At 58.9% G+C, this 25,721-nt stretch carries 22 protein-coding genes and 4 tRNA genes; 5 read left to right on the top strand and 21 right to left on the bottom strand.

Annotated elements, in window-relative coordinates; all coding sequences use genetic code 11:
• Positions 1-33: 33 nt before the first annotated feature.
• The 9 genes from rpoB to GGD46_RS03740 all read right to left on the bottom strand — a co-directional run bounded on the left by rpoB (position 34) and on the right by GGD46_RS03740 (position 9,281).
• On the bottom strand, positions 34-4,176 hold the full coding sequence (gene rpoB, locus GGD46_RS03780) for a DNA-directed RNA polymerase subunit beta (protein WP_184701930.1): 4,143 nt from the start codon (positions 4,174-4,176) through the stop codon (positions 34-36).
• Between the two features lie 262 nt (positions 4,177-4,438).
• On the bottom strand, positions 4,439-4,819 hold the full coding sequence (rplL, locus tag GGD46_RS03775) for a 50S ribosomal protein L7/L12 (RefSeq protein WP_184701928.1): 381 nt from the start codon (positions 4,817-4,819) through the stop codon (positions 4,439-4,441).
• A gap of 58 nt (positions 4,820-4,877) precedes the next feature.
• Positions 4,878-5,396, bottom strand: a complete 519-nt coding sequence (rplJ, locus tag GGD46_RS03770; RefSeq protein WP_184701926.1) for a 50S ribosomal protein L10 — start codon at positions 5,394-5,396, stop codon at positions 4,878-4,880.
• Positions 5,397-5,726: 330 nt separating this feature from the next.
• Positions 5,727-6,425 carry a 50S ribosomal protein L1 gene (rplA, locus tag GGD46_RS03765; RefSeq protein WP_184701924.1) on the bottom strand — a complete coding sequence of 233 codons (699 nt, stop codon included), beginning with the start codon at positions 6,423-6,425 and terminating at the stop codon, positions 5,727-5,729.
• Positions 6,426-6,429: 4 nt separating this feature from the next.
• On the bottom strand, positions 6,430-6,861 hold the full coding sequence (rplK, locus tag GGD46_RS03760) for a 50S ribosomal protein L11 (RefSeq protein ID WP_037201287.1): 432 nt from the start codon (positions 6,859-6,861) through the stop codon (positions 6,430-6,432).
• Positions 6,862-7,073: 212 nt separating this feature from the next.
• On the bottom strand, positions 7,074-7,604 hold the full coding sequence (gene nusG / locus GGD46_RS03755; RefSeq protein ID WP_184701922.1) for a transcription termination/antitermination protein NusG: 531 nt from the start codon (positions 7,602-7,604) through the stop codon (positions 7,074-7,076).
• A gap of 18 nt (positions 7,605-7,622) precedes the next feature.
• Positions 7,623-7,823, bottom strand: coding sequence for a preprotein translocase subunit SecE (gene secE / locus GGD46_RS03750; protein WP_037153823.1), 201 nt, complete (start codon positions 7,821-7,823; stop codon positions 7,623-7,625).
• 197 nt (positions 7,824-8,020) lie between these two features.
• Positions 8,021-8,096 (bottom strand) — tRNA-Trp (locus GGD46_RS03745).
• Positions 8,097-8,387: 291 nt separating this feature from the next.
• Complete coding sequence (locus GGD46_RS03740; RefSeq protein ID WP_184701920.1) at positions 8,388-9,281, bottom strand: NAD(P)-dependent oxidoreductase; 894 nt, start codon at positions 9,279-9,281, stop codon at positions 8,388-8,390.
• 155 nt (positions 9,282-9,436) lie between these two features.
• Between GGD46_RS03740 and GGD46_RS03735 the strand changes: the two genes are divergently transcribed.
• On the top strand, positions 9,437-9,967 hold the full coding sequence (locus GGD46_RS03735; protein WP_184701918.1) for a GrpB family protein: 531 nt from the start codon (positions 9,437-9,439) through the stop codon (positions 9,965-9,967).
• Here GGD46_RS03735 and GGD46_RS33720 read toward each other — a convergent pair.
• The 6 genes from GGD46_RS33720 to GGD46_RS03710 form a co-directional block, all read right to left on the bottom strand.
• The gene (locus GGD46_RS33720) at positions 9,954-10,097 is read right to left on the bottom strand and encodes a hypothetical protein (protein WP_246806190.1); all 144 of its coding nucleotides are present in this window, start codon (positions 10,095-10,097) and stop codon (positions 9,954-9,956) included. The two genes, GGD46_RS03735 and GGD46_RS33720, sit on opposite strands and share 14 nt — an antisense overlap.
• Before the next feature lie 35 nt (positions 10,098-10,132).
• Positions 10,133-10,348 carry an AAA family ATPase gene (locus GGD46_RS33715; protein WP_246806189.1) on the bottom strand — a complete coding sequence of 72 codons (216 nt, stop codon included), beginning with the start codon at positions 10,346-10,348 and terminating at the stop codon, positions 10,133-10,135.
• 69 nt (positions 10,349-10,417) lie between these two features.
• The gene (gene tuf, locus GGD46_RS03725) at positions 10,418-11,593 is read right to left on the bottom strand and encodes an elongation factor Tu (RefSeq protein ID WP_015339584.1); all 1,176 of its coding nucleotides are present in this window, start codon (positions 11,591-11,593) and stop codon (positions 10,418-10,420) included.
• 417 nt (positions 11,594-12,010) lie between these two features.
• The gene (locus GGD46_RS03720) at positions 12,011-12,439 is read right to left on the bottom strand and encodes a DUF3597 domain-containing protein (RefSeq protein ID WP_184701916.1); all 429 of its coding nucleotides are present in this window, start codon (positions 12,437-12,439) and stop codon (positions 12,011-12,013) included.
• Positions 12,440-12,687: 248 nt separating this feature from the next.
• Positions 12,688-12,761 (bottom strand) — tRNA-Gly (locus GGD46_RS03715).
• Between the two features lie 25 nt (positions 12,762-12,786).
• Positions 12,787-12,871 (bottom strand) — tRNA-Tyr (locus tag GGD46_RS03710).
• A gap of 199 nt (positions 12,872-13,070) precedes the next feature.
• On the opposite strand from GGD46_RS03710, the gene rlmB reads away from it, so the two are divergent.
• Positions 13,071-13,979 (top strand): 23S rRNA (guanosine(2251)-2'-O)-methyltransferase RlmB, encoded by a 909-nt coding sequence (rlmB, locus tag GGD46_RS03705; RefSeq protein ID WP_184701914.1) that lies wholly within the window; start codon positions 13,071-13,073, stop codon positions 13,977-13,979.
• Positions 13,980-14,018: 39 nt separating this feature from the next.
• Positions 14,019-14,708 (top strand): protease inhibitor Inh/omp19 family protein, encoded by a 690-nt coding sequence (locus GGD46_RS03700; protein ID WP_184701912.1) that lies wholly within the window; start codon positions 14,019-14,021, stop codon positions 14,706-14,708.
• Positions 14,709-14,866: 158 nt separating this feature from the next.
• On the opposite strand, the gene GGD46_RS03695 is transcribed toward GGD46_RS03700, so the two are convergent.
• The 3 genes from GGD46_RS03695 to GGD46_RS03685 form a co-directional block, all read right to left on the bottom strand.
• Positions 14,867-15,160, bottom strand: coding sequence for a hypothetical protein (locus GGD46_RS03695; RefSeq protein ID WP_184701910.1), 294 nt, complete (start codon positions 15,158-15,160; stop codon positions 14,867-14,869).
• Positions 15,161-15,336: 176 nt separating this feature from the next.
• Positions 15,337-15,606 (bottom strand): hypothetical protein, encoded by a 270-nt coding sequence (locus GGD46_RS03690; protein ID WP_184701908.1) that lies wholly within the window; start codon positions 15,604-15,606, stop codon positions 15,337-15,339.
• Positions 15,607-15,738: 132 nt separating this feature from the next.
• Positions 15,739-15,814, bottom strand: a tRNA-Thr gene (locus GGD46_RS03685).
• A 166-nt stretch (positions 15,815-15,980) separates the two neighbouring features.
• On the opposite strand from GGD46_RS03685, the gene GGD46_RS03680 reads away from it, so the two are divergent.
• The gene (locus tag GGD46_RS03680) at positions 15,981-16,754 is read left to right on the top strand and encodes an NAD kinase (protein ID WP_184701907.1); all 774 of its coding nucleotides are present in this window, start codon (positions 15,981-15,983) and stop codon (positions 16,752-16,754) included.
• Between the two features lie 78 nt (positions 16,755-16,832).
• Here the strand turns inward: GGD46_RS03680 and prfB are convergent.
• The 3 genes from prfB to GGD46_RS03665 all read right to left on the bottom strand — a co-directional run bounded on the left by prfB (position 16,833) and on the right by GGD46_RS03665 (position 21,969).
• Positions 16,833-17,964 (bottom strand): peptide chain release factor 2 gene (gene prfB, locus GGD46_RS03675; RefSeq protein ID WP_184701905.1). Its coding sequence is split into 2 segments (ribosomal slippage): positions 16,833-17,894 and positions 17,896-17,964, totalling 1,131 coding nucleotides; the frame shifts between segments, so codons are not numbered across the junction.
• 126 nt (positions 17,965-18,090) lie between these two features.
• Complete coding sequence (locus GGD46_RS03670; RefSeq protein ID WP_184701903.1) at positions 18,091-20,553, bottom strand: penicillin-binding protein 1A; 2,463 nt, start codon at positions 20,551-20,553, stop codon at positions 18,091-18,093.
• A gap of 243 nt (positions 20,554-20,796) precedes the next feature.
• A complete protein-coding gene (locus GGD46_RS03665; protein WP_246806211.1) occupies positions 20,797-21,969 on the bottom strand; it encodes an N-acetylmuramoyl-L-alanine amidase in 1,173 nt (390 codons plus the stop codon).
• Between the two features lie 725 nt (positions 21,970-22,694).
• On the opposite strand from GGD46_RS03665, the gene GGD46_RS03660 reads away from it, so the two are divergent.
• Complete coding sequence (locus GGD46_RS03660; RefSeq protein ID WP_184701901.1) at positions 22,695-25,589, top strand: ribonuclease E/G; 2,895 nt, start codon at positions 22,695-22,697, stop codon at positions 25,587-25,589.
• Positions 25,590-25,721: the final 132 nt, after the last annotated feature.

The following is a 25,721-nucleotide window of genomic DNA, read 5'->3' as shown; positions in this document are numbered from 1 at the left end:
CGCGCTGCCTCGCAGCGCGCACCCTATCGATTGTTACTCAGCCGCGTCTGAAAGCTGGCTTGCCGTCTGCAGATCGTCGACCTTGGAATTTTCCAGTTCGACGCTGAGGCCCAGCGAGCGCATTTCCTTGACGAGAACGTTGAAGCTTTCCGGAATGCCCGCTTCGAAAGTATCGTCGCCACGAACGATGGCTTCGTAGACCTTCGTACGGCCGGCCACGTCGTCCGACTTGACCGTGAGCATTTCCTGCAGCGTGTAGGCTGCACCGTAAGCTTCAAGCGCCCAGACTTCCATTTCGCCGAAGCGCTGACCGCCGAACTGCGCCTTACCGCCCAGCGGCTGCTGGGTGACGAGCGAGTACGGACCGATCGAACGGGCGTGGATCTTGTCGTCGACAAGGTGGTTCAGCTTCAGCATGTAGATGTAGCCAACCGTGACCTGGCGGTCGAACTGCTCGCCGGTACGACCGTCGTACAGCGTCGACTGACCGGTCTGCTTGAGACCTGCCATTGCCAGCATCTCGTTGACATCCGCTTCGCCGGCACCGTCGAAGACCGGGGTCGCGATGGACACACCACGCTTCCACTGGTCGGCCAGACGCAGGACCGACGCATCGTCATACTCGTGCACGTCGTCGCTCTTCGGGCCGTCGCCGACGACCAGGTCGATCGTCTTGCGCAGCGGCTCGATGTTGCCGCTCGCCTTGTAGGCTTCGATCAGTTCGCCGATCTGACGACCCATGCCGGCGCAAGCCCAACCAAGGTGCGTTTCGAGAATCTGACCGACGTTCATGCGCGAGGGCACGCCGAGCGGGTTCAGCACGATATCGACATGCGTACCGTCTTCGAGGAACGGCATGTCCTCAACCGGAACGATGCGCGAGACCACGCCCTTGTTCCCGTGACGGCCTGCCATCTTGTCGCCCGGCTGGATCTTGCGCTTAACAGCGACGAAGACCTTGACCATCTTCATGACGCCCGGAGGCATTTCGTCGCCGCGCTGGACCTTTTCGACCTTGTCCATGAAGCGCTGTTCGAGGCGCGACTTGGATTCGTCGTACTGGCCGCGCAAAGCTTCCAGCTCGCCCTGGACCTTTTCGTCCTCTACGGCGAACATCCACCACTGCGAACGCGGATACTCCGAAACGACAGCGTTCGACAGTTCCGTGCCCTTCTTGAAGCCCTTCGGACCAGCAAGAGCAACCTGACCGCGCAGCATCTCGACCAGACGGCCGTAGACGTTGCGGTCGAGGATCGCCTGCTCGTCGTCGCGGTCCTTTGCGAGACGCTCGATCTCTTCGCGCTCGATCGCCATGGCGCGTTCGTCCTTCTCAACGCCGTGGCGGTTGAAGACGCGAACTTCGACGACCGTACCGTAGGTACCGGGCGGCATGCGCATGGAGGTATCGCGAACGTCCGATGCCTTTTCACCAAAGATGGCGCGCAGGAGCTTTTCTTCCGGCGTCATCGGGCTTTCGCCCTTCGGCGTGATCTTGCCGACGAGGATATCGCCCGGCTGAACTTCGGCGCCGATGTAAACGATGCCGGCTTCGTCCAGGTTCTTCAGCGCTTCTTCCGAAACGTTCGGAATGTCGCGGGTGATTTCTTCCGGACCGAGCTTGGTGTCACGCGCCATCACTTCGAATTCTTCGATGTGGATGGAGGTGAACACGTCGTCGGCAACGATACGCTCGGAGAGCAGGATCGAGTCTTCGTAGTTGTAGCCGTTCCACGGCATGAACGCGACGAGCACGTTCCGGCCGAGAGCCAGATCGCCGAGGTCGGTCGACGGACCGTCTGCCAGGATGTCGCCCTTGTTGACCACGTCACCGACGGTGACCAGCGGGCGCTGGTTGACGCAGGTGTTCTGGTTGGAACGCTGGAACTTCATCAGGCGGTAGATATCGACGCCGGACTTCGACGGATCGAGGTCTTCGGTGGCGCGGATAACGATACGCGTCGCGTCGACCTGGTCGACCACGCCGCCGCGGCGGGCGCCGATAGCAGCACCGGAGTCACGCGCGACGACCGGCTCCATACCGGTACCGACGAACGGAGCTTCGGCACGCAGAAGCGGCACGGCCTGACGCTGCATGTTCGAGCCCATGAGAGCGCGGTTGGCGTCGTCGTTTTCCAGGAACGGGATCAGAGCGGCAGCAACCGAAACCAGCTGCTTCGGCGAGACGTCCATCAGGTTGATGTTGTCGCGCGGAGCGAGCATGACTTCGCCGGCATGACGGCAAACGACGAATTCCTCGATGAAGGAGCCGTCGGCGTCGAGCTCGGCATTGGCCTGAGCAACGTAGTACTTCGCCTCTTCCATGGCGGAGAGGTAGAGCACGTCGTTGGTCACCTTACCGTCAATGATGCGGCGATAAGGGCTTTCGATGAAGCCGTACTTGTTGACGCGGGCAAAGGTCGCCAGCGAGTTGATGAGGCCGATGTTCGGACCTTCCGGCGTTTCGATCGGGCAAATACGGCCGTAGTGCGTCGGATGAACGTCGCGGACTTCGAAGCCGGCGCGCTCGCGGGTCAGACCGCCCGGGCCGAGAGCCGAAAGACGACGCTTGTGGGTGATTTCCGAAAGCGGGTTCACCTGGTCCATGAACTGCGACAGCTGCGAGGAGCCGAAGAATTCGCGGACAGCAGCAGCAGCCGGCTTTGCGTTGATCAGATCCTGCGGCATGACCGTGTCGATTTCGATCGAGGACATACGTTCCTTGATCGCACGCTCCATACGCAGCAGGCCCAGACGATACTGATTTTCCATCAGCTCGCCGACCGAACGGACGCGGCGGTTGCCGAGGTTGTCGATGTCGTCGATCTCGCCCTTGCCGTCACGCAGTTCGACAAGCATCTTGACCACGGCCAGGATGTCGTCCTTGCGCAGGATGCGGACAGTGTCCTCGACGTCGAGGTCGAGACGCATGTTCATCTTCACGCGGCCAACGGCAGAGAGGTCGTAACGCTCCGCATCGAAGAACAGCGAGTTGAACATGGCTTCGGCCGATTCCATGGTCGGCGGTTCACCCGGACGCATGACGCGGTAGATGTCGAACAGAGCGTCCTGACGGTTCTCGTTCTTGTCGGCCGACAGCGTGTTGCGGATGTAGGCGCCGACGTTGATGTGGTCGATGCCGAGAACCGGGATTTCGTCGAAGCCGGCCTTCAGGATAACAGGCAGAGTCTTCTCGTCGATTTCATCGCCGGCTTCGAGATAGATCTCACCGGTCTGGAAGTTGACGATGTCCTCCGCCAGGAAGAGGCCGTACAGTTCTTCGTCGGTAGCCTTGAGAGCCTTGAGGCCCTTGTCCTGCAACTGACGCAGCAGACGCGGGGTCAGCTTCTTGCCGCCTTCGACCACGACTTCGCCGGTGTCGGCGTCGATCATGTCAGAAACGGTCTTGGCACCCTTCAGCGTTTCGGCCTTGAACGGGATGCGCCAGCCGTCGCCGGAGCGCTCATAGAGCGACTTCGTGTAGAAGGTCGACAGAATTTCTTCGCCATCCATGCCGAGCGCCATCAGCAGCGACGTCACCGGAATCTTGCGGCGGCGGTCGATACGGGCGTAGACGATGTCCTTGGCGTCGAATTCGATATCGAGCCAGGAGCCACGATACGGGATGACGCGAGCAGCAAAGAGCAGCTTGCCGGAAGAATGGCTCTTGCCCTTGTCGTGATCGAAGAAGACGCCCGGCGAACGGTGCATCTGAGACACGATAACGCGCTCGGTGCCGTTCACGATGAACGTACCGTTGTTCGTCATGAGCGGCATGTCGCCCATGTAAACGCTCTGTTCCTTGATGTCCTTGATGGACTTCGCGCCGGTATCCTCGTCGATATCGAACACGATCAGACGGAGGGTCACCTTCAGCGGCGCGGCATAGGTCAGGTCGCGCTGGCGGCACTCGTCGACGTCGAACTTCGGCGGTTCGAATTCATAGGAAACAAATTCCAGCATGGAAGCGCCGGAAAAATCGGTGATCGGGAAAACCGACTTGAAGACGGTCTGAAGACCTTCGTCCGGGCGGCCGCCCTTGGGTTCTTCGACCATGAGAAACTGATCGTAGGATGCCTTCTGAACCTCGATGAGGTTCGGCATCTCCGCGACTTCGGGAATCTTACCAAAAAACTTGCGTACGCGCCTGCGACCGTTGAACGAAAGGGTCTGAGCCATCGTCGCTCCTTTAAAATCCTGCACCCGGGCCTGCAACGGATGGGAAACGCTGGCCAGGCGGCCCCATCAATCAATGAGTAGTTCAATCTCGTCTATCTAACCGAAAACCGCTCAGCCGGATTGCGTCGCGGTTCGGTTTGAGACCATCCTCTTGAAGAACCCATTACCCAAAAGCCGTTTTTCCCGCGGCTTTTGGGTAATTCGTTCAGAAAAACGGCAAATGGGAGATGGCAAGAAGCCACCTCCCAAAGCAGTTTCAAGCTTACTTAACGTCGACCTTAGCGCCGGCGTCTTCGAGCTTCTTCTTGATGTCAGCGGCTTCAGCCTTGGAAACGCCTTCCTTGACAGCCTTCGGTGCGGCTTCAACGAGGTCCTTGGCTTCCTTGAGGCCGAGGCCGGTGATGCCGCGGACTTCCTTGATGACGTTGATCTTGTTCGCGCCGGCATCAGCGAGGATGACGTCGAACTCGGTCTTTTCTTCTTCAACTGCAGCAGCAGCGCCAGCACCACCGGCAACGGCAGCAACAGCTACCGGAGCAGCGGCGGAAACGCCCCACTTTTCTTCGAGAAGCTTGGACAGTTCTGCGGCTTCGAGAACGGTCAGCGCGGAGAGGTCGTCTACGATCTTTGCGAGATCAGCCATTTTAGTAGTTCCTTTTGTTCGGTTCGAACTGGTTGATTATGAACAGCGAAAAACCGCCTTACGCGGCTTCGTCCTTCTTGGCGTAGGCCGAGAACACGCGAGCAAGCTGACTTGCCGGCGCTGCAACAACACCTGCGATGCGGGTAGCCGGAGTCTGGATCATGCCCAGCAGCTTCGCGCGCAGCTCGTCCAGCGAAGGCAGGGTCGCGAGCGACTTTACACCTTCGGCGTTGAGCGTTGTTGTTCCCATGGCACCGCCGAGTACAACGATCTTGTCGTTGCCCTTGGCGAATTCCACTACGACCTTCGGAGCGGTGATCGGGTCAGTGCTGTATGCAATCAGCGTCTGACCGGTGAAGAGATTGGAAATCCCTTCCGCGTCCGTGCCCTGAAGAGCAATTTTGGCCAGGCGGTTCTTCGCGACTTTGACGGTGCCGCCAGCAGCGCGCATCTTCGAACGGAAATCGTTCATCTGAGCGACTGTAGCACCAGCATAGTGGGCCACGACAACCGAACCCGAAGCCTTGAAGACTTCGTTCAGTTCCGTGACGAATTCGCGTTTTTCCGCTCTTTCCACTGCTTTTCTCCAGTTGACAGGACCGGGTTAACGGGCCTGCCGGGTTGCCTTTTGCCTCCTGGGATCAAAAGAGATCCCAAGCGACGCTTGAGGATCCTGTCCCCTCGCGCTCGAGCCTGACGGCTCCGAGGCACAAGGCATCCAAGGCTCGAACCGAGTTCATCGAAGCAAAGCTTCTTCAAAATTCGGGTCTTACCCGTCTCATGCAGGCTTGAGTGATTAAGGGATAACCACCTGCAATCTCGGACAGGAATTCCGGATTTCTCCGGAAATCCCGGCCCCGAAAGGCCGGGAATTCTTAAACGCCGGGCATAATGCCCGGCATGATCATTAGGCGCTTGGCGCCGTAACCGTCGACGGCTCGATCTTGACGCCCGGACCCATGGTCGAGGAGATCGCTACGCGCTTGACGTAGTTGCCCTTGGCGCCAGCCGGCTTTGCCTTGATGACGGCATCAGCGAAAGCGCGGATGTTTTCTTCCAGAGCCTTGGCGTCGAACGAAGCCTTGCCGATACCGGCATGGATGATACCAGCCTTCTCGACGCGGAACTCGACAGCGCCGCCCTTGGAAGCTTCAACAGCACCCTTGACGTCCATCGTAACGGTGCCAACCTTCGGGTTCGGCATCATGCCACGCGGGCCGAGAACCTTACCGAGGCGGCCGACGAGCGGCATCATGTCCGGCGTGGCGATGCAACGATCAAAGTCGATCTTGCCGCCCTGAACGATTTCGACGAGGTCTTCAGCACCGACGATATCGGCGCCGGCAGCCTTGGCTTCGTCAGCCTTGGCGCCACGAGCGAAGACGGCAACACGAACCGTACGGCCGGTGCCGTTCGGCAGGTTGACGACGCCGCGAACCATCTGGTCGGCGTGACGCGGGTCAACACCGAGGTTCATCGAGATTTCAACCGTTTCGTCGAACTTGGCGACGGCACGTTCCTTGACCATGTTGATGGCCAGATCCAGAGCATAAAGCTTGGTCGGATCGACGCCTTCACGAATCTTCTGAATACGCTTTGCTACCATGGTCTTAGCCCACCACTTCCAGGCCCATCGCGCGGGCAGAGCCCTCGATCATGGCCATTGCGCCTTCGATATCGGCGGCGTTCAGATCCTTCATCTTGGCTTCGGCGATAGACTTCACCTGAGCCTTGGTGAGGGTGCCAGCCTTGGCGCCCTTGCCCGGGGTCTTCGAGCCGGACTGAATCTTCGCTTCCTTCTTCAGGAAGTAGCTGACCGGCGGCTGCTTCATGATGAAGGTGAAGGACTTGTCCTGGTAGTAGGTGATGACGACCGGAATCGGCATACCCTTTTCCATTTCCTGCGTGGCGGCATTGAACGCCTTGCAGAATTCCATGATGTTAATGCCACGCTGACCAAGCGCAGGACCGATCGGCGGCGACGGATTCGCCGAGCCGGCCTTTACCTGCAGCTTGAGCTGGCCTGCAACTTTCTTAGCCATTTCTCTCTGCCTTTCTACATGGCCGGTTGCCCGACCTACTATGCCGGATCGCTCCGGCGGCTGCGGTTGCGTGGTGCGGATTAACAGGTCCGGCTAAGACCCTACCCTTCCACGCGAGCTGCGGCTACGCCGCGGAATATGAACAAAATTCGCTCATATCCAAATTCGAAAGAAAGGTCGGCAGCCGAGCCAACCCTTCATAAAGACGACAATCAGACCTTCTCGACCTGGCCGTATTCCAGCTCAACCGGCGTAGCGCGACCAAAGATCGACACCTCAACCTTCAGGCGCGAACGCTCTTCATCCACATCCTGAACCGTGCCGTTGAACGAAGCGAACGGACCATCGGAAACGCGAACCTGCTCGCCGATCTCGAAGGATACAGAAGCCTTCGGCCGCTCGACACCTTCCTGGACCTGACCAAGAATGCGCTCGGCTTCATAATCCGGAATCGGAACCGGCTTATTGTCCGAACCAAGAAAGCCGGTGACCTTCGGCGTATTCTTGATCAGATGGTAAGCCTCATCCGTCAGGTTGGCGCGAACCAGCACATAACCTGGGAAAAACTTACGCTCGCTATCGACCTTGCGGCCACGACGAACTTCGACAACCTTTTCAGTAGGAACCAGGATCTTTTCGAACAGATGCTCAAGGCCCTTTTGCCGAGCTTTCTCTTCGATGGATTCAGCCACCTTCTTTTCGAAATTTGAATAAGCGTGGACGATGTACCAACGCGCAGCCATGTTCATCTCCACCCGATATTAGTTGCCGGTATTCAGCACATAGCCGAGAACCCAGCCAATGAGCTGGTCAGCAGCAAAGAAAAACAGCGAGGCGAAAATAACCATAACAAGAACCATCACCGTCGAGATCATCGTCTCACGGCGTGAGGGCCAAGTAACTTTCGACGTCTCGGAGCGCACCTGCTGCAGAAACGCTAGTGGATTCGATTTGGATGCCATTGACTGCCCACGCAATTACGGCGCGTAAAGCTGAACATATCAGCCCCACGCACCGCGTGTCTGTTGAACCCTTACATAAACACCGATTCCCAATTTAACAAGAGGCAATCCAGCGTTTTCGAAAATTTGCCGGTAAACCGGCATTGTCCCAAACCCAAGAAGCAGCGATATTGACGCGCCAGTCAAGTCCAGAAAAATGGCAGGGGCAGCAGGGCTCGAACCTACGACCTGCGGTTTTGGAGACCGCCGCTCTACCAACTGAGCTATACCCCTTCTTTCTTCGAGTATTCGCTTCAAGCGGTGGACCGCCCGAGCAGTTCGAAGACATGGCGCTCCCTTTAAGGCGGGATGAAACGATTGGCAAGAGCGTTTTTTGTTTTTTCCCAATCGAACCCGCAACTTCACACAGCACGGAGCTGCACGGTCAATCCGCCGTGAGGCGCAATCAGCGCCGAACCAATGCGCGAGCAAGCGTTTCCGCCACTATGGCCCCCTCCCCGACCCGCCTGTCTGTCGGGCGCCGCTGGCAAGCGGCACCCGAGATATTTCCGCGGGCTTCGTGCCTCAGATCTCGACGTAGCGCCGCCAATCGTGCTCTTCCTTGAACCCCAGAACCTCGCGGATCCGACGGTTGGACAGGAGGCCCTCGTATTCACCGATCTCCCGCGTGAAAGGGACATTCGGATAATGCCTGGCGGCAAGCTCGCGTGACGGCGTGTTGGCCGAAACTGTGTCGTTTGCCGCGTTGAAGATCTGGAAGCCGAGACCGTTCTTTTCGATGCAGAGATGGACAATCTGGCCGAGGTCACGGGCGTCGATATAGCTCCAGGCGATGCGCTTGCGGATTTCGCTATCGGCGAAATATTCCGGGAAGCGCTCGTATTCATACGGCTCTATGACGTTGCCGATGCGCAGCGCGTAGATGTCGATGCCGAATCGCTCGGCAAAAGCGCGAGCAGTCTTCTCGTTGACGACCTTTGACAATCCGTAGGAATCCATCGGATTGACGTCGTAGTCTTCTTCCAGCGGGAACTGATGAAAATCGCGATGGCCTTCGGCGAAGCAGACCCCGTAAGTCGTCTCGCTCGAGGCGATGATGATCTTCTTCACGCCGAGCTTGGCCGCCGCCTCGATGACGTTGTAGGTGCTCATCGTGTTGATGCGGAAGGTCTCGTTGTCGGGTTTGATCAGAATGCGCGGAATTGCGGCGAAATGCACGACCGCATCGAAGGGCTGCACGCCCTTGCCTCGATCGAGATCGGGAAAATCGCGATGCATAGTCAGGGCATTGTAGACCTGTCCCGCATCGGTGACATCGGCCTGCAGATTGGTGACGCCAGGACTGTTCAGCGGCACGAGATCGACGTTGTGAACTTCATAGCCGGCTTCGACCAGCCACGGTACGGTATGGCGCCCCGCCTTGCCGCTGCCGCCGGTGAACAATATGCGCTTCTTCATGAAAATCTCCTCCAGATAAAATCGAGCGGTAGATAGGCCCTTGCACCCGTTTCACAAGACACGCCTTGGCGACCCGGCGCTTTGCCGGCAGAATCAGCCGATCGACTCGGAAGAGCATATGCGCGTGGCGGAAACGGCGAAAGGAAATGGAACGGATGCGGCCAATCATGCTCGTCGACTACGATCCGCAATGGCCGGCTCTATTCGAACAGCGGAGCGAGGCGATCGGCCCGCTGCTTGGCCATCCCGCCGAGTTCCATCACATCGGCAGCACCGCCGTCCCCGGCCTGTGTGCGAAACCCAAGCTCGATATCGACGGGGTTCTTGCCTCCAACAATGCAAGGCTCGATGCAACGGAATACCTGAAGGAAGCAGATTATCGCCTTCATGGCAATCTGCACGGCGCCGACCGATGGACGTTCACCAAGGATGAGAAGCCATACGGCACGCGGCTCTATCTCTGTCTGCCTGATAACGAAGCGCACGAGCAACGCCTCCTCTTCCGCGACTATCTCCGGGCTCACCCTGAATTTGCGGCAGGCTATGCGATATTGAAACGGCGCCTGGCAAAGGAGGCCAAAGGCAACTGGGATCACTATGCCGGAGGCAAGAGCGATTTCGTTGCCGATATCTTATGTCGGGCAAAGGCCGATCGCAGGCAGATCAATGAGGTCATTCAGTACTGATGCCTATAAATCGCGCCGGGCGCGGCAGAACGAGTGCGACACTCTGTTCGATCGAGAGCCGGCCGGTATCGAGGATCTGCCAGCCGTTTGTCCGGGCTTCATCGCGTAGATAGGCGGCCCAGTTCATCATCTTCGCATCTGCGAGCAAGGAATGGCCCTGCCCGTCTATACCTGGGGCGTAAGCTGCACCAGCCATTCAACAGTCTTGTCGCGCTGCCATGCTTCGGGCGAACCATGATCCCTGATCATGACATCAAGCGATGGCACGCCGATGCTGTCGAAATGATAGACCGCGAAAGTTGCCGCATGGTTCCTGGCAATCGCTGTCGCGATCGCCGTCTTCCCCGATCCCGAGGCACCAGTCAGCATGATCAAGCTCATAGATGCTCCCAATGCGAAAAGGCCCCGCTGTTTCCAGCGGGGCCTCTTTATAAAGGAATAATCCGAAGATTACTCGACGATGGATGCAACGATGCCAGCGCCGACGGTACGGCCGCCTTCGCGGATAGCGAAGCGAAGCTTTTCTTCCATCGCGATCGGAACGATCAGCTCAACAGCAACCGTGACGTTGTCGCCTGGCATAACCATTTCCGTGCCTTCCGGAAGCGTCACGATGCCCGTCACGTCCGTCGTGCGGAAGTAGAACTGCGGGCGGTAGTTCGTGAAGAACGGCGTATGACGGCCGCCTTCTTCCTTCGTCAGGATGTAGGCTTCGGCCATGAACTTCTTGTGCGGCTTGACAGAGCCCGGCTTGCACAGGATCTGACCACGCTCAACGCCGTCACGGTTAACACCGCGAACCAGGGCGCCGATGTTGTCGCCAGCCTGGCCCTGATCGAGCAGCTTGCGGAACATTTCAACGCCGGTAACCGTCGTCTTCGACGTCGGACGAATGCCGACGATTTCGACTTCTTCACCAACCTTGACGATACCACGCTCAACGCGGCCCGTCACAACCGTACCACGGCCCGAGATCGAGAACACGTCTTCGATCGGCATCAGGAACGGCTGGTCGATCGGACGCTCCGGCGTCGGGATGTAGGCGTCAACCTGAGCCATCAGCTCGCGGATCGCGTCTTCGCCGATCTTCTTGTCGCTGTCTTCAAGAGCAGCAAGTGCCGAACCCTTGACAACCGGGATGTCGTCGCCCGGGAAGTCGTAGGACGACAGAAGTTCGCGAACTTCAAGCTCGACCAGCTCGAGAAGTTCAGCGTCGTCAACCTGGTCGACCTTGTTCAGGAACACGACGATGGCCGGAACGCCAACCTGACGAGCAAGCAGGATGTGCTCGCGGGTCTGCGGCATCGGGCCGTCGGCTGCCGAGCAAACCAGGATCGCGCCGTCCATCTGTGCCGCACCCGTGATCATGTTCTTGACATAGTCAGCGTGGCCGGGGCAGTCGACGTGAGCGTAGTGACGGTTCGGCGTCTCATACTCAACGTGCGCCGTCGAGATCGTGATACCACGAGCCTTCTCTTCCGGAGCAGCGTCGATCTGGTCGTACGCCTTGAACTCGCCGAAGTACTTCGTGATCGCTGCCGTCAATGACGTCTTGCCGTGGTCAACGTGCCCAATCGTACCAATGTTGACGTGCGGCTTATTGCGCTCAAACTTACTCTTTGCCATTTGAATGCTTCCTATGAACGTAATGAGTGACCCCGGCGAACCGGTTTAGTGCCGCCGTTTAAGGCTTTCGTCGCGTTTGCGCAAGACTTAATTACAGGGGCAATTGCGGGCGAAGCTTTGTCGCCGGCCAAGGATCCCCAGCCCTAGACATTCCTTCGCCGCGTAACGTTCGCCGACCGATCCGGAAAGACGCAAAAGCACTTGCCGGTTCAAACGCTTAGATAGGAACCTGCACCGGGCAATTCCAATGGCCAAAACGGGAAAGCATCATTCCCCGGTTAGGAATATCCCGAAATGCAAAACGCCCTCTCCAGGTAGGAAAGGGCGCAGAACTGTCGAGAGACTACAAATCGTCTCCATCGCGATCGTATTGTTAGATGTCGCTCGCGAATGTGCTTCGTCAAAACCCAGCGCTTCTCAGTCGAGAAGATCGGCCGGCACCTTGCCGCCGTTGTCGGAGAGCTTCTTCAGAAGCGCCTTGTGGAGAAACATGTTCATCTTGGCGGAATCGCCAGCATCGCCGGTATAACCCAGCTCCTGCGCCAGTTCCTTGCGTTCGGAAAGGCTGGCGTCCATGCCGAGCGCCTTCATCAAATCGACAATCGAGTGCTTCCAATCCAGCTTCTGACCGTTGCTCTTGACGGCGGCGTCGAGGATCGCGGCAATATCCACCGGCGCGGATGGCGCGCTCGTCGCTGGTGAAGTTGCCGCTGTCGTTGCGGAAGGTGCGGGCGTTGCCGCAGGTTCCGGATTGGCGGTTGTAGCAGCGGTCGTCGGCGCCGGAGCGGCCTCCGCAGCCTTTGCTTGTCCCCAGATTGCACCCTTGATCTTGTCGAAGATACCCATTTGCGCTCTCCCGTTTCAGTTGCCTGAGCAATATCTATCGCTCGCAGGGATTTAAGCAACCCTTCGTGTCAATTATGCAAAGACGGGATGGAGCAAGACATTCGCGACGAGGGTAATCGCTAAATCCGCTGCGATCGCTTGAACATGAAGTAATTAGATATAGAAATTCGAGCGAAAAATACTGAAGACGCCAGCATCTACGTAGCCAGGCAAAAGCATGGAAATTAAAAGAAGCTTCTTTGAAATCTTGGAGCGGGTAGCGGGAATCGAACCCGCGTATTCAGCTTGGAAGGCTGCTGCTCTACCATTGAGCTATACCCGCGGGATGGTCAAGATCCGGCACGGAATGGTGGAGGGAGTTGGATTTGAACCAACGTAGGCTGAGCCAACGGATTTACAGTCCGTCCCCTTTAACCACTCGGGCATCCCTCCAGTATTCCGACTGGATCTTGCGACCAAGCTTGCTAGATGTTGGCGTCGCCGCCGTCGTCTGCGCCGCGTATATGACCGGACGATTTCCTTCTGTCAACACAAGGAATTCGCAAAAATGACGAAAAAATTTCAGCCTGTGGGAAAAGTCCGTTGCCGAAAGAGGACTATGCGCCCTGAAAGGCGCTGGTTATAAAGCCGCATGAGCAAAGATAAGACACCAGGCCGCTTCGGCCCCGACAACACCGCCGGCGACAAGTCCGCCAAGGACACGCACTACGCCACCCTGCGCCGCGCGCATCGCGACGCCAAACGCGAGCGTGGCGAAATTCCGACGCCGGCACCCCAGAAGCGCAAGCGGCCCGGCGCAGACGATTGGAAGCCGCCCGCACTCGCACCCGATCAAGTCTTCCTTTATGGCCTGCACACGGTTCGGGCCGCACTTAACAATCCCGAGCGCAAGAATATCAAGCTGTCGACGACGCAGAATGCGCTGGTGCGCCTGGAAGTTGGCCCCGTCGACGCACTCGGCATCCCGGTCGAGATCGTCTCGCCGCAGGATATCGACAAGATACTGGGACCTGAAGCCATCCATCAGGGCGTGATGCTGGAGACGCGTCCCCTGCCCGTTCGCCGCCTCGAAGCGCTGAAGGGCAGCCCGCTGCTACTCGTTCTCGATCAGGTAACGGATCCGCACAATGTCGGCGCGATCATGCGCTCGGCTGTGGCCTTCGATGCCGGAGCCGTCATCACCACGCAGCGGCATAGCCCGACCGAATCAGGCGTGCTGGCCAAGTCCGCATCCGGTGCGCTCGAACTGATACCATATATACAGATCACCAATCTTGCCGACGCGTTGAATGAGCTGCATCGGCTCGGCTTCACCACGATCGGACTTGATTCGGAGGGACCGGCGCCATTGGAAGGCACGTTCAGCGGCGACAAGGTCGCTCTCGTGCTCGGCTCCGAAGGCAAGGGCCTCCGCCAGAAGACGCGGGAAACCGTCAATGCGCTGGCGCGACTAGACATGCCAGGCGCCATCAAGTCACTCAATGTGTCGAACGCAGCTGCGATCGCGCTTTATGCGGCGCGATCCTATCTGAAAATCTAGCGGCGCCGAAGCTGCCGTTATCAGCTGGGGGAATTTCCTTTGATCCGTATTCCTGGTCTAGCGGCGGCTTCCGTCGCCTTCGCTCTTGCCGTGGGTCAACCGGCACACGCTGCCGATGACGAGCTTATAAAGGCTCAGGCCGGCGTATGGCTGCTGGCGCCGGAAAGCGGCGCCAAGGGATGCCGGTTGACCTTCAATACCACCCCCGCCACTGGCGGCTACGGCATTACCGGCGCGGACACCTGTACAACGCCCCTGCCCGCTCTCTCCAAGGCCAGCGCGTGGAACTTCGCCGACGATGGCTCGCTTGCGATCATGGATGGCGCGGGTCAGACGCTTGTTCGGTTTCAGCAGGAAGAGGGCTCGCCATGGGTCAGCGAGAGCGGCGATCCGACGTGGCTCCTGCCCGCCTTGGGGGACGTCGATCACGTGCCGACCGTCGCGAGCCTAGCCGGAGCTTGGCGTATCCAGCGCACCGACGGCAAGGCCGTCTGCGACGTCACTTTGACCACCGACAAGGATTCGGACGGCACGGCCAAAATGTCACTGGCCAGTGACTGCGCCAAAGAGATCGGCGATCTCAAGCTCTCGCTCTGGGCTGAGGAAGGTTTCGGGCTGGTCATGCTGGGCAGCGACGGCTCATCGCTCTCCTTCGATATGAAGCCAGACGGCAGCTTCCAGAAATCCGACGAGGAAGAAGGCGAGCCACTGTTGTTGGTTCGCAAATAGCAGATTGCTGATTTGCAGAGCCGCCGAAGATTTGCTCCCTGGGGCACGATTGGCGTCGGCTTCACCCATTTCAGGGGCAATGGTCTTCTTGGCAACCTTTCCAGTCCCGCGCCGCGGCTCTTCGGACGCGCCTGCCGTTACGGACCAGCCACCGTTAGTCATCTGACCGCGATCGGCGCCGAGCGCCAGACCGATTGGCGCAAAGCCGACCTCTCGGTGATCGGGCATCCGTCCTGCAGTTTCGACCATGAGGTGACGTTGAGGTTCATCTCGCATTGCGCGAGATAGCTCTTGCCGCCAACGGTCATGCAGACGACTTCGCCAACCGAGTGCTGTTTTCCATCCGCATTCTTGCAGTAACAATTTTCGCCGGCCAGGGCCGATGCGTTTGCAGCAAAGGCTGCAACCACAAGCGACAATCCCCAGACCAGATATCCGACCGTCTCGCGCATGAACCCACCCTCACCCGCTTTCGACGGGAGAAGTGTATGCCTATTTCACGCTGTGTAAATCGTCTTGGGTAAATGCGCCGATTTCGCACGAGGGCAGACAGACGTTCGACAGTGCAAGGAAGACGCAAGTCCGCCTCCCTGAAACTCATCGACACTGAGGAAACAGCGACCCGGGCTCAGTGAACCGCAGGATCCGCGTCATCGAAGAACGACCGGATGCCGTCGCGCGCAATCGTTGCCAGGAACTCGTCGAAAGCCTCGCGGTCCGTCGTGAAAGGCTCTTCCCATTCGATGAGGTCCTCTTCCGGCGTGATGACCTCCATCCGCCAATCGCCATTGGTGCCGGCGGGGCGAAAGATGTCGACCAGAACGGTCACATCGTCATCGGTGAACTCGCCCGAGAGTTCTGAGTGCTCGAGCTTAGGCTTCTTCGGCTTGCTGGTCATGTGTTTCCAAGGGCACGATAATGTTGAAGATCGTCACGAGCGCCCAAACGGGCGTCGGCAGCACATATTAGCCAGCCACCGCATGTTTTCCATAGCGGAGACGGCACGACGATCAAGTTCCTGGGAAAAAAGTGGTGCCCCCGGCAGGGTTCGAACCCGCGACCCCCTGATTACAAATCAGGTGCTCTACCAACTGAGCTACAAGGGCACACTGGCATGCCAAGTAGCAGATTTTGATTTCCTGTAAAGAGAAAATGCGTCGCCATCGTCGGTATCCCCGTTCAACAGTCGGGCGGGATTTACCAGTCTTTACAAAACGTCTTGTCGCATAGGGGGAATATCATTACCTAGTACGATCATTAAAAGGACATGGCATGTCGCGTCATTTTCACTCCGTCTGCTTTCTCGCCTCGCCTACCCCTGAAGCACAGGAGGCTCAGGAGGAGCTGATTCGCCTCTATGGCCAGACGGACCAGGAGGCAGCCGATATCGTGGTGGCCCTGGGTGGCGACGGCTTCATGCTCCAGACGCTGCATAAAACCATGAACACCGGCAAGCGCGTCTATGGCATGAACCGCGGCTCCATCGGCTTCCTGATGAACGACTATCGTACGGACGGCCTGGCGGAGCGCATCGAAGCCGCCGTCGAAAATGCGTTCCACCCGCTGCAGATGACCACGCGCAATGCTGATGGCAGCAGCTGCGTTGCGCTCGCCATCAACGAAGTGTCACTATTTCGCCAGTCCTACCAGACCGCGAAACTGAAAGTGGAGATCGACGGTCGCGTTCGCCTGCCGGAGCTCATCTGCGATGGGCTGATGGTGACGACCCCCGCGGGTTCCACAGCCTACAATCTTTCCGCCCATGGTCCGATCCTGCCGCTGGAAGCGCCGCTGCTTGCCATGACGCCTGTCAGTGCCTTCCGCCCTCGCCGCTGGCGCGGCGCTCTGCTGCCGAACAAGGTGACGGTCGATATCACCGTGCTCGAAGCGGAAAAGCGCCCCGTCAATGCGGCCGCCGACAATACGGAGGTCAAGTCGGTGCTCGGTGTCCAGATCATGCAGAGCGAAGACACGACGGCGCGCATCCTGTCCGATCCGGACGGGTCCTGGTCCGACAGAATTCTCGCAGAGCAGTTTTCGGATTGAAGACTGAGCCATGCCGCACTTGCGGCGCCAATAAAAAAGCCCCGTCTCCGGGGCTCTCTTATCTAATTTGCTTCGATCTTAATCAACGTCATCGACAACGGCATCGGCCGCGCCGCTGATGCGGTGCGCAAGAGCGGCTTCCATGAACTCGTTGAGATCGCCATCGAGCACATCGCCCGGAGCGGTGCTGGCAACGCCGGTCCGCAGATCCTTGACCAGCTGGTAAGGCTGCAGGACGTAGGAGCGGATCTGGTGCCCCCAGCCGATATCCGTCTTGGAAGCGGCTTCGGCATTGGCAGCCTCTTCGCGCTTCATCAGCTCAGCCTCGTACATGCGAGCGCGCAGCATATCCCACGCCTTGGCGCGGTTCTTGTGCTGCGAACGCTCCTGCTGGCACTGCACGACGATGCCGGTCGGGATATGCGTGATACGCACGGCCGAATCGGTCGTGTTGACGTGCTGGCCGCCGGCGCCCGACGAGCGATAAGTATCGATTCGGCAATCGCTTTCGTTGATCTCGATCTGGATCGAGTCGTCGACGACCGGATAGACCCAGATCGACGAGAAAGACGTGTGACGACGCGCATTGCTGTCATAGGGCGAAATACGCACCAGGCGATGCACACCCGATTCGGTTTTCAGCCAGCCATAGGCATTGTGTCCCTTGACGAGCAATGTCGCGGACTTGATGCCGGCTTCTTCGCCGTCATGCACTTCGAGGAGTTCCACCTTGAAGCGCTGGCGTTCGGCCCAGCGGGTGTACATGCGCAGAAGCATGTTCGCCCAATCCTGGCTCTCCGTGCCGCCGGCGCCGGAATGAACTTCGAGGTAGGTATCGTTGGAATCGGCTTCGCCCGAAAGCATCGCCTCCACCTGCCTGCGCGCTGCTTCCGCCTTCAAGCCCTTCAGGGCATCTTCGGCTTCACGCACGACATCGGCATCGCCTTCTTCCTCGCCAAGCTCGATCAGCTCGACATTATCGGCAAGCTGCTGCTCGAGAGCGCGCACACCGCTGATGCCATCGTCAAGCTGCTGGCGTTCGCGCATCAGTTTCTGCGCTTCGGAAGCATCGTTCCAGAGAGTCGGGTCCTCTGACTTGTTATTCAACCAGTCCAGTCGTCTTACGGCCTGATCCCAGTCAAAGATGCCTCCTCAGCAGGGTGATAGCCTGCTTGGTTTCATCAACTACTTTCTCGATTTCGGCTCTCATGATCCTGTTTCTTCTTCTCGCCGCCCGATGTGAGCAGCCATCCAATTCAAAGAGTGCTGGTGACATAGATATACATGCCGCTGGTGTAAAGCCCCGCGGCATGTCGTTCAGGTAAATAGGAAGAGGTCAGAAGAGACCGCCGCTTCCGGAAGAGACCGCCTGGTTCGCCTGCGGCGAGGTCCTCAGGATTTCCTCCGGCGCGACCTGGGGAGCTGCTTCACCGCCGCCAATGACCTGCAAGCTGGTGGCCGGTCCGGTACCGGGCTTGAAGGCTTCCATGATGGCGCCCTGATCACCCGGCTGCGCGGCCATGCCGGTGGCGCGATTGACGGCCACCATCGTCATACCGGCCGGAACCTGGAACTTCTCGGGCGGCTGATCCTTGGTGGCGGCCTGCATGAACTCATTGAAAACGGGCGCGGCGAGTCCGCTACCGGTGCCGCCGCGTCCAAGCGGGGTCGGCGAATCGTAACCGACATAGAGACCGGCAACGAGGCTCGGAGTGAAGCCGACGAACCAGGCGTCCTTCTCGTCATTGGTGGTGCCCGTCTTGCCGGCGATATCGGTGTTGAGCTTGATCTTGCCCGCGGCCGTGCCGCGGATGATGACGCCCTGCATCATCGACGTGACCTGATAGGCAGTCATCGGATCGAGAACCTGCTCGCGATTGTCGCCGATGACGGGTTCATCCTGATTTTGCCAGGAGCTGACGTTGCAGGTGTCGCAGACGCGCTCCTCATGCTTAAAGATGGTCTTGCCGTAACGGTCCTGAATACGGTCGATCAGCGTCGGCTTGATCTGCTTGCCGCCATTGGCGATGACCGAATAGGCCGAGACCATGCGCAGGACAGTCGTTTCACCGGCACCGAGCGACATGGCGAGAACCGGGTTCATATGATCGTAGATCCCGAAGCGCTCGGCATATTCGGCAACCAGCGGCATGCCCATATCGGAAGCGAGACGAACCGTCATCAGGTTGCGGGATTTTTCGATGGCGAAGCGCAGCGTATGGACGCCGCCGCCCTCGCCTTCATAGTTGGTCGGCTTCCAGACATCGCCATTGCTGAGGGTGATCTGCAGCGGATCGTCGAGAATGACCGAAGCCGGCGTATAGCCGTTGTCCATTGCTGCCGCGTAGACAAAGGGCTTGAAGGAAGAGCCCGGCTGACGCTTGGCCTGCGTAGCACGATTGAATTCGGACTGCGCATAAGAGAAGCCGCCAACCATGGCAAGCACACGGCCCGTATGTGGGTCCATGGCAACCAGGCCGCCCTGCACCTTCGGCGGTTGGCGCAGACGATAGGTGGTGGAGTCGGCGTTGCCGGTTCGTTGCACGAAAACCACGTCCCCGGCACTCAGCACGCCGCTCGGAGACTTTGCAACCTTGCCGCTGGCCGCACGGAAAGCCCAGCGCATGTCGGCAGCGGCTATCGTGCCGCGCTTGCGCTCTGTCTGAACCTTGCCGCCGGCGTCGACACGCGGCTGCAATCCAATATCGGCCTCCTGGTCGGAGACGGACAGGACGACGGCCACCTGCCACTCGGGAACGTCACTCAATCCAGGGATCTTGGCGAGTTCGATACCCCAGTCCTGCGAAGTCGCGATCTGCTTGATCGGGCCACGATAGCCGCGCCGCTGGTCGTAATCGACCAAAGCGTTCTGCAATGCCTTGCGGGCTTCGAGCTGCATCTGCGGATCAAGCGAAGTGCGCACGGAGAGACCGCCCTCATAGAGGGTCTTTTCACCATATTGATCGATCAGCTGGCGACGGACTTCTTCGGCGAAGTAGTCAGAAGCGAAAAGCGACGGGCCGCTCTTGGGCGGAACTACGCCGAGCGGCTGCTTCTTGGCTTCTTCGCCATCGCTCTGGCTCACATAGCCATTCTCGACCATGCGGTCGATCACCCAGTTGCGGCGCGTAAGCGCAGCCTCGGCACGGCGGAATGGGTTATAGTTCGCGGGGCCTTTCGGCAGCGATGCCAGATAGGCCGATTCGGCGATGGTCAGCTCGTTGACCGACTTGTCGAAATAGGTCAGCGCCGCGCCGGCGATACCGTAAGAATTGAGGCCGAAATAGATCTCGTTGAGATACAGTTCAAGGATCTTGTCCTTGCTATAGGCCTGCTCGATGCGGAAGGACAGAATCGCTTCCTTGATCTTGCGGTCGAAAGTCTGGTCGGCGGAAAGCAGGAAGTTTTTTGCAACCTGCTGCGTGATCGTCGACGCACCGACGAAGCGGCGACCGGAGCCGATATTCTGCAGGTTCACCGCTACTGCGCGGATGAGGCCGCCGACATCGACGCCGGGATGGTTGTAGAAATTCTTGTCTTCAGCCGACAGGAAAGCTGCCTTGACGCGATCGGGAATAGCCTGGATCGGCACGAAAAGCCGGTTCTCGCGCGAATATTCCTTCATCAGCGCGCCGTTGCCGGCGTGGATGCGCGTCGTCACGGGCGGCGCGTATTTCGCCAGCACTTCATAATCCGGAAGCTCCTTGGAGACGACGCTCAGATAGATCGCAGCGGCGGCAGCCACGCCCAGAAACAGGAGGCAGCCTAGCCCAAAGAAATATCCAATCAGTCTGATCATCTGATACTACCGGTGCTTGTTCTTCATGCGCCATATATGCGAGATATCCGCATAATGACGGGCGTTTTGCACGCTCACGGTGTTAATGCAAGACGGCAAAGAGAAGCCGTGCGTCACTCGTGAGCGAATGATACTTCGCTGTAAAGGCGGGAATGTGAGCAAAATAGGGCTTGGCCCCTCTATTCCCAACTTCATGCCATTCTAAAGTTCGCCGCTGTTACACGGAAGCCACGTCTAGTGCCGCTAGCCGCCATTGGCTATGATGGAGACGCGGTATTGCTTCACGGCCTCCGTCAGCCGGTCCGCCACCTTCTGCCGCCAATCGGCGTCGAGCAGAAGCTTTTCATCTTCCTTGTTGGAGAGAAAGCCGAGTTCAAGCAGGATCGAAGGCACATCCGGCGCCGTCAACACCTGGAAACCTGCGTGGCGATGCGGATTGTTGATCATCGAGATCTGGCCGTTGAACGAGGACAGCACGTCTTGCGCCAACGAAATGGAGAAGGCCTGCGTCTCGCGGCGGGTCAAATCCAGCAGAATGTCGGCGACGGCGGCTGGCTGCGCCTGAGCCTCGGTTCCCGCGATCCGGTCGGAGTCGTTTTCGCGGTCGGCCACCTCGCCGGCGAGACGGTCCGAGGCCTTATCCGAGATCGTATAGACGGTCGCGCCACGGATATCCTTTTGCTTCAGCGTATCGGCGTGCAGCGAGATGAAGAGCGAGGCGTGATTCTGCCGGGCGATCGTCACGCGTTCGGAAAGGGAGAGATACTGATCCTTGTCGCGGGTCAGAAACGCCTTGATCCCGGGCTGTGCATTCAGCTTGTCCGCGAAAATCTTCGCGAAGGCCAGCGTGATATCCTTTTCCTGGGTGGCACCATCAGTGCCGGTCGCACCAGCATCGATGCCACCATGACCAGCGTCAACCGCCACCAGGAACGTATTCGGGTCGGTCTTCTGCGTCGGATCGACGGGACCGACGTCCTTCGCGGTATCGGCAGCCGTCCAGCTCTGCTGCTTTACCAGCTCGGCAAACTGCTCCGGCGGCAGCATCTCGGCATCGAGCACGAGCCGATACCCCTTCCCGCCTTCATCGGCCTGGGCCTTCGCCGCGACCAGCTTCACGGGCTTCTTGGCCGTCAGCACGATGCGGGCGCTGTTAGCGTCCATCGTGCCGTAACGGATATCCTTGAAGAGGCCGCTTGGCTTGAGATCGGCAGCCGGAAAACCAAATGCAGTTGCCGGAAGGTCGACGACCACTCGCACGGGATTGTTGAGATAGTGCACGGTGAAGGTCGGTTCGCGATCCATGTCGACGACGATGCGCGTGCGGGCTTCATCACCCGCGATACGCGCCCCGTAGGCGAGCAAAGGATCGGCAGAAGCCATGGCGGAATTGAATGGCATGAATGCCACTAACATCGTCAGGGCGAAGGCCGCCATCGCAAATCGCAAAGCCCTCACGCCAATCTCCACCGCATGCAGCAATCCCTTTAACAAGTGTCCAACGCGCCCCATATTGGTTTCGACGTTGTTTTTGAAGTCCCAATAACGGGAACCAGGTCTGACGTGATGGGCGCCGGCTGACGATCCGCCTGGGAGAGAATCGCAACATATCCTCCCTCGTCCTCCTCATCCGAGGAATCCATCAATATTATGGCATACTTGGCTTTTCCCTTGCTATTGTGACAGATAAAACATACAACGCATATTAGGGTAGAAGTGTTGACGGGATAGAGTCGTCGCAACGGCAGCCGCCTCGAGTACCAGGCGCCATAAGCGGCATTCATCCGACGTCTGCAGTGCTTCTATTCGAAACAGTGGATATCTGAATTTCCGGTTTCCAACGGGAAGTTCATCGGTGGAGAGTCACCAAACGCTCTTTAGAGAGCACATTCATCGGGCCCGGTCTTATGGGTCTTAGGCATAGTCGATCTCGCTTGGTTACGGATGTCACCGCAGCAGCTTTTTCAAAAAGTGAACAGACCCCAGGGAACTGATGCCCCGGCTGCCGTCTGGATGCTGTCATCTCCGAATAAGCCATCGCGACTTTCATTATCCGGTGCAGCAACTGCGGAACACATCCGGCCTGTCCAAGCGACAGGCAGGCCCCCCTCCGCTTGCCGGCGCCGAGGAGCACAGCTTTCATGGCAGACAAAATGCTTATCGATGCGTCTCACGAGGAAGAGACGCGCGTCGTTGTCGTACGCGGGAACCGCATAGAAGAATTTGACTTCGAGTCCGAGCACAAGAAGCAGATACGCGGCAACATCTATCTTGCAAAAGTAACGAGGGTCGAGCCCTCGCTTCAGGCCGCTTTCGTTGACTACGGCGGCAACCGGCATGGCTTTCTGGCCTTTGCCGAAATCCATCCGGATTACTATCAGATCCCACTCGCCGACCGGCAGGCACTCCTGAAGGCGGAAGCTGAAGAGCATCGCCGCGACGACGATGTCGAGCATGTGGAGACCGCGCTCGATCTCTCCCAACAGGAACAGCCTGATATCGGCATCGTTGCCAAGGAGAGCGAAGAAGCCGAAGCGCCGGCTGCGATTGCTGAAGAGGCCCCTGCTGTTGAGGCAGTTGCCACGGCCGAAGAAGCAGCGCCAGCAAAGAAGGCCAAGCCGCGCCGCAGCCGCAAGAAGGTCGTGGCGGAAGCTCCTGCAGAGGAAGCTGCCCCTGAGGCGACCGCTACCGTCGATGCGCCGAGCGAAGACGAAGAAGGTTCTTCCGGCTCAATGGCTGCGATGGTGGAAACCGATTCGATCTCCGAAGATGTCTCGACCTCCAAGCGCCGTCATGACGACGACGATGATGACGATCACGACCATGAAGAAGAAGTGATCGAATCCGTCGGCGCCGAAGACGCGATGGAAGAAGTTCCGGATCGCACCCAGCGCAAGCCGCGCAAGCAGTATCGCATTCAGGAAGTCATCAAGCGTCGCCAGATCCTGCTGGTGCAGGTTGCCAAGGAAGAGCGCGGCAACAAGGGTGCAGCGCTCACCACCTATCTGTCGCTTGCAGGCCGCTACTCGGTCCTGATGCCGAACACTGCACGCGGCGGCGGCATTTCCCGCAAGATCACCAATCCGCAGGACCGCAAGCGCCTGAAGGAAATCGCCAAGATGCTCGAAGTACCGCAAGGCATGGGCGTTATCCTGCGCACCGCCGGTGCCAACCGCACCAAGGTCGAGGTCAAGCGCGATTTCGAATACCTGATGCGCCTGTGGGAAAACGTCCGTACCCTGACGCTCGCCTCGACCGCGCCTTGCCTGGTCTATGAAGAAGGCAGCCTGATCAAGCGCTCGATCCGCGACCTCTACAACAAGGATATCGGCGAAATCATCGTTGCCGGCGAAGAAGGCTATCGTGAAGCGAAGGACTTCATGAAGATGCTGATGCCGAGCCACGCCAAGGTGGTTCAGCCCTATCGCGACATTCACCCGATATTCTCGCGCTCGGGCATCGAGGCGCAGCTCGACCGCATGCTGCAGCCGCAGGTAACGCTGCGTTCCGGCGGCTACCTGATCATGAACCAGACGGAAGCGCTGGTTTCGATCGATGTCAACTCCGGCCGTTCGACCCGCGAACATTCGATCGAGGACACCGCGCTCCAGACAAACCTGGAAGCAGCCGAGGAAATCGCACGTCAGCTTCGTCTGCGCGACCTTGCCGGCCTGATCGTCATCGACTTCATCGACATGGAAGAGAAGCGCAACAACCGCGCTGTCGAGAAGAAGCTGAAGGAATGCCTGAAGAACGACCGAGCCCGCATCCAGGTCGGCCGCATCTCGCATTTCGGCCTTCTGGAAATGTCGCGCCAGCGTATCCGCGCATCGGTTCTCGAAAGCACCACGCAGATCTGCTCGCATTGCGGCGGCACCGGCCATGTGCGCTCGCAGTCTTCCGTTGCGTTGCACGTTCTGCGTGGGATCGAAGAATATCTGCTCAAGAACACGACGCACGACATCACCGTTCGCACGACGCCGGATATCGCGCTGTATCTGCTCAACCATAAGCGCCAGACGATCATCGACTACGAGAACCGCTTTGGCGTCGCTATCGTCATCGATGCCGACACGGCTGTCGGCACGCAGCATTTTGCGATCGATCGTGGCGAGCCGGTTGCCAATCCGGTGAAGATCGAAAGCCTGTTCAACTTCGCGGCCATCCCGGACGACGATGATGACGATATTGTCATCGAGGCGGACGAGGAAGAAGACGAAGAGCTGGAAGAAAAGGCTGCAAGCAGCGAGCAGCAGCCTGCCGCCCGCTCCGAAAACAATGAAGGTGGCCGCAAGCGCAAGCGCCGTCGTCGTCGCCGCGGCCGCGGCAATGAAGGTCAGGCCGGCGCCTCCTCCGATGACGCATCCACTGCCGACGCGTCCGAAGATGGCGACGAAGGTGACGATGATGCCGACACCGACACCAATGCATCCGGCAACGACGATGACGCGCAGCAGAAGCGTAAGCGCCGTCGTCGCGGCAAGCGGGGCGGTCGTCGCAATCGTGAAAACGAGGGCAGCGAACAGGATGCCGGCAGCGAAGACGAATCAGAAACCGGTGAAGCCGTCGAAGCTAGTGCAGAGGATGGAGATGACGTCGCCGTCACGGTAGCGGAAATCGCCGTTTCCGAAGGCGAAGCTGCCGTCGAGGCCCAGTCGGCCATGGCAGCAGTCGAGACCGCAGCCACCGTTACGGAAGATGTGAAGCCTGCCAAGGGCCGCAGCCGCCGGAAGCCGAAGGCTGCCGCTGTCGAAACCTCTCCGGTTGAGACGCCGGCTGCGGAAGTAGCAGCCGTGGCTGATGTCGAAACCGAGACTGTTGCCGAGATCGTGCAGGCGCTGGACACCACCAGCGAGTCGGCTGCTCCTGAAGCTGCCGAGGAGGCAGCCAAGCCGGCACGTGCTAACCGGGAGTCGAACGTTGCTTCCTCTGCGCCGGTCGTCACGTCCAATCGCACCAATGAGGGTGGCGACACCGACGGAGAACCCAACAAGCCCAAGAAGGCTGGCTGGTGGCAGCGCCGCGGCTTCTTCTGAGAGCAGCAGATAGAGACTGATTGATTGTAATCCGGCCGTGGCGACGCGGCCGGATTTTCGTTTCGGCAGATCGGTGAGAGCAATTCCGGGAGAAAGCGCCCAGCAGCCTCCCGTCCAGAAACGCGCAAAGCA

This window comes from Martinezella lusitana (genome assembly GCF_014207095.1).
In the GTDB taxonomy this organism is placed as follows: Bacteria; Pseudomonadota; Alphaproteobacteria; order Rhizobiales; family Rhizobiaceae; genus Rhizobium; species Rhizobium lusitanum_B.
Note: the sequence above shows the minus strand (reverse complement) of the source record. Positions and strands in the feature narration are given on the sequence as shown.